Source organism: Bacteriovorax sp. DB6_IX (assembly GCF_000447775.1).
Classification (GTDB): domain Bacteria; phylum Bdellovibrionota; class Bacteriovoracia; order Bacteriovoracales; family Bacteriovoracaceae; genus Halobacteriovorax_A.
Genome location: NZ_AUNJ01000085.1, coordinates 1 through 6,647 on the forward strand (window position 1 = coordinate 1; position 6,647 = coordinate 6,647).

6 protein-coding genes and 1 pseudogene are annotated in these 6,647 nt (G+C 38.9%); 4 read left to right on the top strand and 3 right to left on the bottom strand.

All coding sequences use genetic code 11. From position 1 onward, the window contains the following. From mnmA to M901_RS02655, 3 genes and pseudogenes are all read right to left on the bottom strand, one after another. A pseudogene (gene mnmA / locus M901_RS02645) lies at nucleotides 1-736 on the bottom strand (tRNA 2-thiouridine(34) synthase MnmA); the annotation flags it as partial. A 73-nt stretch (nucleotides 737-809) separates the two neighbouring features. Then, complete coding sequence (locus M901_RS16135; RefSeq protein ID WP_021276618.1) at nucleotides 810-1,955, bottom strand: M28 family metallopeptidase; 1,146 nt, start codon at nucleotides 1,953-1,955, stop codon at nucleotides 810-812. 2 nt (nucleotides 1,956-1,957) lie between these two features. After that, a complete protein-coding gene (locus M901_RS02655; RefSeq protein ID WP_021276614.1) occupies nucleotides 1,958-3,187 on the bottom strand; it encodes a tRNA methyltransferase in 1,230 nt (409 codons plus the stop codon). Between the two features lie 123 nt (nucleotides 3,188-3,310). Between M901_RS02655 and M901_RS02660 the strand changes: the two genes are divergently transcribed. From M901_RS02660 to M901_RS02675, 4 genes are all read left to right on the top strand, one after another. Then, nucleotides 3,311-3,943, top strand: coding sequence for a hypothetical protein (locus tag M901_RS02660; RefSeq protein ID WP_021276619.1), 633 nt, complete (start codon nucleotides 3,311-3,313; stop codon nucleotides 3,941-3,943). Nucleotides 3,944-4,007: 64 nt separating this feature from the next. Next, nucleotides 4,008-5,159: a DNA cytosine methyltransferase gene (locus M901_RS02665; protein ID WP_021276616.1), complete on the top strand. Its 1,152-nt coding sequence runs from the start codon at nucleotides 4,008-4,010 to the stop codon at nucleotides 5,157-5,159. Continuing rightward, on the top strand, nucleotides 5,146-6,219 hold the full coding sequence (locus tag M901_RS02670) for a Ppx/GppA phosphatase family protein (protein ID WP_021276620.1): 1,074 nt from the start codon (nucleotides 5,146-5,148) through the stop codon (nucleotides 6,217-6,219). Before M901_RS02665 ends, M901_RS02670 begins: the two co-directional genes overlap by 14 nt. Before the next feature lie 4 nt (nucleotides 6,220-6,223). Further along, a partial coding sequence (locus M901_RS02675; RefSeq protein ID WP_021276615.1) for a hypothetical protein occupies nucleotides 6,224-6,647 on the top strand: 424 nt, incomplete at its 3' end.

Consider the following 6,647-nt stretch of genomic DNA (forward strand, 5'->3'; position numbering starts at 1 on the left):
CCTTTCTTTGACCGATTGTGTAATAGGCAGCACCTTGATGCTTACCAACCACTTCACCATCTAACATCTCAAAGTTACCAGGTTGATTTTGGATATAATTCGAAAGGAATTGGCGGAAGTTTCTCTCTCCAATAAAACAAATTACCAGTAGAATCTTTTTTATTGGTCCGTAATTAAATCATATTTTTGCGCGATCTCACGAACTTCACTCTTAGGTAGGTGACCAATTGGAAAGAGGTACCTTTTTAAGAACTTCGTCTCTCATCGTGTAGAGAAAGTATGTCTGATCTTTACCAGGATCGTTTCCTTTGACGAGTCGATTCTTTCCATCAATCTCAATATTTTGACAATAGTGTCCCGTGGCCAAGTAATCGGCCCCAAGCTCCATCGCCTTTTCAAAGAAGACCTTAAATTTAATTTCGCGATTACAGAGAATATCAGGGTTAGGTGTATGTCCTTGTTTGTACTCCTCAACAAAGTGAGAGAAAACATTGTCTTTGTACTCTTTGACAAAATCTACTGAGTAGTATGGGATATCGAGTTTCTCGCATACCGCGATAACATCAGCGTATTCTTTTGAGGCCTCACAGACACCATGCTCATCGTACTCTTCCCAGTTACGCATAAACATACCGATGACGTTATAACCTTGCTCTTTCAAAACCGCCGCACTTACAGAAGAATCAACCCCTCCTGACATCCCGACTACCACTGTTTTTCCATTTCCTATACTCATGGACGGGAATCTAACAAATTACCCGCAATTAGCAAATAAAAAGACACTCTTTTAAGCAATAATTTCAGCATATTTAGAGGTTTAGGGCCCAGCTTGAGACGGCCTGTGTAATGTAGACGAGGCTTCCATAGAGAGTCTTGAAATTTAGTGTCTCCACAAAATCTTTTGATGTATGAATACGACGACCATTGAAGTCATCTTCCCAGTTCTGAGTAAAAGTTAGAGAAGCAATACCGTTTTGAATGAAAGAAACATTATCACCATTTGGAAAATTCTTGGCTTCGGGCTTAAATTTTACCGATGAGATGGCCTGAACACCTTTAGCAGTCAGAAGCTGGGCCAGGGCCTTTTCATCTGCATAAGTCGGTGTTCCCTCACTTGAATAGTAGAGCTTCATATTTCCATATTTTTGGGCCTTATCTTTAATCTTTGAGTCATGTCCCAGCATAACGAGATTAATAAAGCCTTTGATATCCACGCCACTTTGCTTTTCCAACTTAAGCTTCTTGGCATAGTCCCAAGACCCCAAGAAACCAAACTCTTGAAAATCGAAGAAGACAACACGAACAGTCTTCTTAATTTGCAGCTCAGAGAGAACTTCTATTAGGGCCAAGGCAATTGAAACTCCTGAGCCATTATTATCAGCACCCGGTTGTGGAACCTCCGGTAACATTTTAAGAGACTTCTTATCATAGGCAACAGTATCGTAGTGAGCCCCAATAACGATAACTTCGTTTGGCCTTTCACTTCCCTTCTTTTCCCAGATAATATTTCTTCCCTTTTGCTGACGTAATTTTTCAAGATGAAGAACTTGAGAGTTTGTAAAGTTCTCAAAGCGTTTATAATCTGCACTACCAGGCTTTACCCCAGATTTTTTCATCTCATCAAAATCATCTTGATACATTTTAATGGCCTGATCTACATCTGGTTTAAACTCATCAACAACGACAAGTTCCTTATCTTTATTGGTATTTTCTTTAATATAGTTGAGGACAAAGTCCACAGACTTAAAATGACCCTGGCTACCAATGATTCGTGTTGGTCGAGTCTCTTTGACAAAACTTCTTAGTAATTTGATGAGATCATCTTTTTCATATTTCTTGATAGATCTAGCAAGGTGAGAAGAAGATCTTGGTTTCTTATCGTAATCTCGTAAGACATAAGCATTAACCCATGAATTCGCAGTGAATAGAAATAAAACCCATAAAATCTTCATCATATCTAGAACCCCAGATCTTTCTTTTTCATTTTTTCTTCTGTTTCTAATTCTTCTTCCTCATCCTTGTTCTTAGGAAGAGTTCTAAATTCCCCATTATCAAGAAAGCCAGAAATGCGAACTTGACCACCACCGATAACACGTGCCCCAATGCCCTTCTTATTAAAGAGAACAACATACTGACCACGACCAAGGTGACCTTGGACTTCCTTGTCGAAGATGATTAACACGGAGCCATTATTTTTAAATTGAATAGTACATTTTAAAACCTCTTTTCGCGGACCAAGCATGGCATAACACGACAGAGGAAGTGAGCGGTTGAGATTATCTTCAGCATTGAAGTCGATAAGGTAGGCGCGATCAAACTTAATCTTCTCAGTCTTTTCGAGATAGATAGTTCCTGTTGAAGGAATGATACGCAGCACTTCTGAATCTTTATCACGAGGAATTTTACCCTTTAGTGGTATTTTGACTTGTCCTAAATAGAACTGATGAATTCCCAAATGATCACCGACTGTACCGCTATCAAAATAATTGAGAACAATACCTTCTTTACGAAGAGTTGGTGCGGAATATTTTTCAACAATCTGACTAAGATCTTCTTCTTGCATAAAGGCCAGGCGCTTTTCACGGCGCTCTTTCTTTTCAAGATTAAATTTAGTCGGAATAAGTGAGGCAACTTTCAAAACCTCTTGCTCTCTTAGTTCGGCCAATGGGAAGTGAAGAAAGCCCAATAGGTGCGTATCAAGTTTTGAAACATAGTAACTATCGTCTTCTTCTAAATCATTTGCTCGATAGAGATTAAGCATTCCAGTTGTTTGATTCTTCAGAACTTTACAATAGTGTCCCGTGGCAACAACACTAGCTCCAAGCTGCTCTCGCTTACTAAGAAGTGTATCGAGAATAACAGTTGTCCTATCAACCATAGGCTCATAAGACTTTCCAGAAAGTCTAGCAGAAACAACTTTATCAACGACTTTATCAAAGTATAAATCACTCGCATTCGTCGCATAGAAAGGAATCTCTAGAACCTTACAAATTTCTTTAACATGCTCTAAATCATCAGGAAGCCAAGCCGAGAGTAACTCCCCATGATCTTCCACATCTTCTTCATGAAAAACAACTGTAATACCAACACAGTTATAGCCCTGTTTCTTCAAAAGATAGGCCGCCACAGTAGATTCTATTCCTCCATCCATGCCGACAATGATTGTATCGCCAGTTTTTAAGTTCATAATTCCATTATAGACTAAAACCAATAACTTAGAATCACGGCAATTTACTCTCCTATTGAAATATGCTCTGTAAATTCTTAAGAATTATCTGTTTTCCTCGATAAGAAAAACACGGGAGAAATTATGACAAAATTCAAAGGGCTAATACTCAGTGGTGGACTCTTTCAGTTTAGTACTAAAGGTCAGGCCAATATTCTAAAAGAGTTTATGACTTTCACAAAGTGTGCAGGTTTTAGAGGGCGATTTGAATTTAATTATGTCGATGATAAGAATTACTTTGAAGATGATATGACGATCAAACAATATCTCTTTCGAGATATGACAAATGATCTCTCAAAATTCGACTTAAACCAGACCCTTGAGCAAAGAAACTCAAGTCATTTGAATGAATTTCTCTTCAAGAGATTTGACTTAGATGATTCAATAAAACAAGTTGATCACGCAACGGCCAAACTCTTCTCTATCTTGAAGTCATTTCTTGCTACAGGTCAAAAAGTTCTTTTTCTGAATATGGAATCAATCCATTTTGCACCAGGTCTAAATGAGAGATTGGCCCGTATTATTAAGCGAGAAATTGAGCTTAAAAATAGAACTATCATCGTTCATGGTGAGCTTCCAAAGCAGTGGCAGCCCTTTCTAAAAGGGAGCTTCGTCCAATTGAAAAATAAGAGCTTTGAATTTGTTCAAAGAGTCACTAAACAGGAGCAAGAAGTTCAAAGTTTTCAAGAGCTTGAAAGCAATAAACATGCTGCTTAGTGATTGACAGTTCCTTCCCTTTAAAACCATAATATTCTAATCAACTATTATATTCAGGGAAGCTATGAAAAGAAACGGAAAGCTTAATTTTATCGACGTTTTTAGCGGCGCCGGAGGATTCTCTTGCGGTTTAGAGATGGCAGGATTCAACTGCGTTCTAGGTGTTGACTTCAATAAACATGCAATGACGACCTTTGCTAGAAATCATAAGAATGCCTACCCATTTTGCGGTGATATTACAAAATTCTCTAATAAAGATATTAAAAAAGTTCTAGGCGATACTAAAGTGAATCTTGTTGTTGGTGGCCCACCTTGCCAAGGTTTTTCAACTGTTGGTCCAGGGAATCCAGAAGACTCAAGAAACCGTCTCTTTATGGAGTTCGTCCGAATCGTAAGACTGACAAAACCAGAATATGTCGTCATTGAAAACGTAACGGGACTACTTGCCAAGAAGAACGAGGAGACTCTCAAGGCCATTTTTAAGAAATTTGGTTCTCTTGGTTACAATATGGATGTCCAAGTTATGAGCTCTCAAAACTATGGAGTTCCAGAAAAGAGACGCCGTACAATATTTATTGGATCAAGAGTTAATGAGAAGATTCAATTCCCTAAGAAAACTCACGATACAATAATCGCTAAGACATACCGTGAACCAGTAACTGTTGGTAAGGCCTTTGAAGATCTAAAAGCTCCAAATGGTGAACTCTATAACCACGACCTAGCATCAGCACAAGTTAGTTCAAAGATTGATATTAAACGACTGAAAAGAATTCCTGAAGGAAAGGGAATTCGTTATGAAAGAGATGAGAAGGCCTATTTAACTCCCTCTTTAAAACTTGGAGTGGATTGGCAAACAATTCGCGAGGGTCGTTTTAGACAAACAAAATACCAAAGATTAGATAGAAATAGTGTGTCACCAACTATTATGACACATAGACATAGCTATTATCACCCAGTTGAAAACCGTTATCTTACCCAGAGAGAAGCGGCCAAGATTCAAAGTTTCCCAAATGACTTTGTCTTTGAAGGACCTCTATCCGCTCAGTGGCGACAGATTGGAAATGCTGTTCCACCACTAATGGCCAAGTCAATTGGTCAGGCGATAAAAAAGATGTACAAAGAATATCTTAAAACTGCCGATGAGAGAGGAAAGAAAAGAGTACATGTTTCAAAGATTATTAAAAATGTCAGAGGAGAGGCTTTTGTCTACAGGTAATTTGTTAGAACTCACGAGATCAAGAACTCAAATAGTATTTTTCGCCCTAACTTTCCTACTGTGGGGATGTGCTGGGCTAAGTGGAAATTCTAATCAAGGTGCTGAAAAAGTTTCACAAGCTTGTCTTGTAAAAAGAGCTGCCCTTGATATTGGTTCTGGAACATCAAAGTTAGTTGTCGCAAGTGTAAACAAATGCCAAAGAACAATTGATCACACTATATTTGAGGCCCATAGGGCCATCCCTTTCAAAGATGCGCTTCAAAGAAGTAAGGATAATAAATTCAATTCGGCCATTCAAGAAAAGGCCTATCGCTCACTAGTAGAGCTGGCCCTGATGGCGAAGTCTCAAGGAGCAAAAGAAATCCGCGCGGTGGCCACATCGGCCTTTAGAACGGCTGCCAACGCACAAGAAGCAAAGAACTTTCTTGAAAAGAGACTTGGCTTTCCAATCCGAATTATCACTCAAAAAGACGAGGCCCTCTTTGCTTATAACTCCGCTCTCTCTAAGGCCAAGAAGAAAATCAAAACTGCAACTAAGTCCAATAGACCTGTTGTCGTTTGGGATATTGGTGGCGGAAGTATGCAGATCGTCCAGCCTCAAAAGGGTCATGATCCAAAAATTTATCTAGGAAAACTGGCCTCGGTGAGTTTTAAAAATAAAATTCTAGAAAAGTATAAGAGTAAGAAAAGATCTCCAAATCCACTTGGAAAAAAGCTGGCCGTAAACTCAATGAATATGGCCCGTGATTATGCAAATAAAACGGCAAAACCAATGTTGGGAAGCCTTAAAGACTACGAAGTTCTAGGAGTTGGAGGGGTTCACTACTTCTCGATTCGCGGACAACTTCAAAAGCAAACGTATAATCAAAATAATATACTAAAGACACTACTCCAACGTGCAAAACTCACTGATAAAGAAATTGGCAGCAAGTATGCGGCCACTGATGTGACGAACCTGGCCCTAGTCCTAGGTTTTATGCAGGCACTCTCAATTCAAAAAGTGACACCGATGAAAATCAATATGGCCCACGGAGTTTTAACAACAGAAGAGCTTTGGTAAGAAAGTGAAACTCGCCTATATCTCCTCACTTGATGAAAATGTCACTAGCGGTGGTGCCCACCTGCGAATTACGGCCATCAAGAGAATCTACCAACTACTCGGTTTAGATTGTGATGAGTACTATAACGACTGGCCAAAAAATACTTTTAGCCTTCTTCCCTATCTCCAATCGCTCTATTATGGGAAACAAACTCGAATTCTCTTTAAAAGAAAGAATCTAGTCATTAAAGACACTCCTATAATACATCTTGATAATATAAGACAATTCTACTGGCTTGATGATCCAAAGAGCTTCCTTATATACAACGCTCACAATCTTGAGTTTGAAAACTTCTACGGAAGAGAGGAATCAAGCTTCAAGAGACGCTTTGAAGAGTATGAACTCGATAGAATTGCTCAAAGTGATCTGACGATGGTTTGTAGTGAAA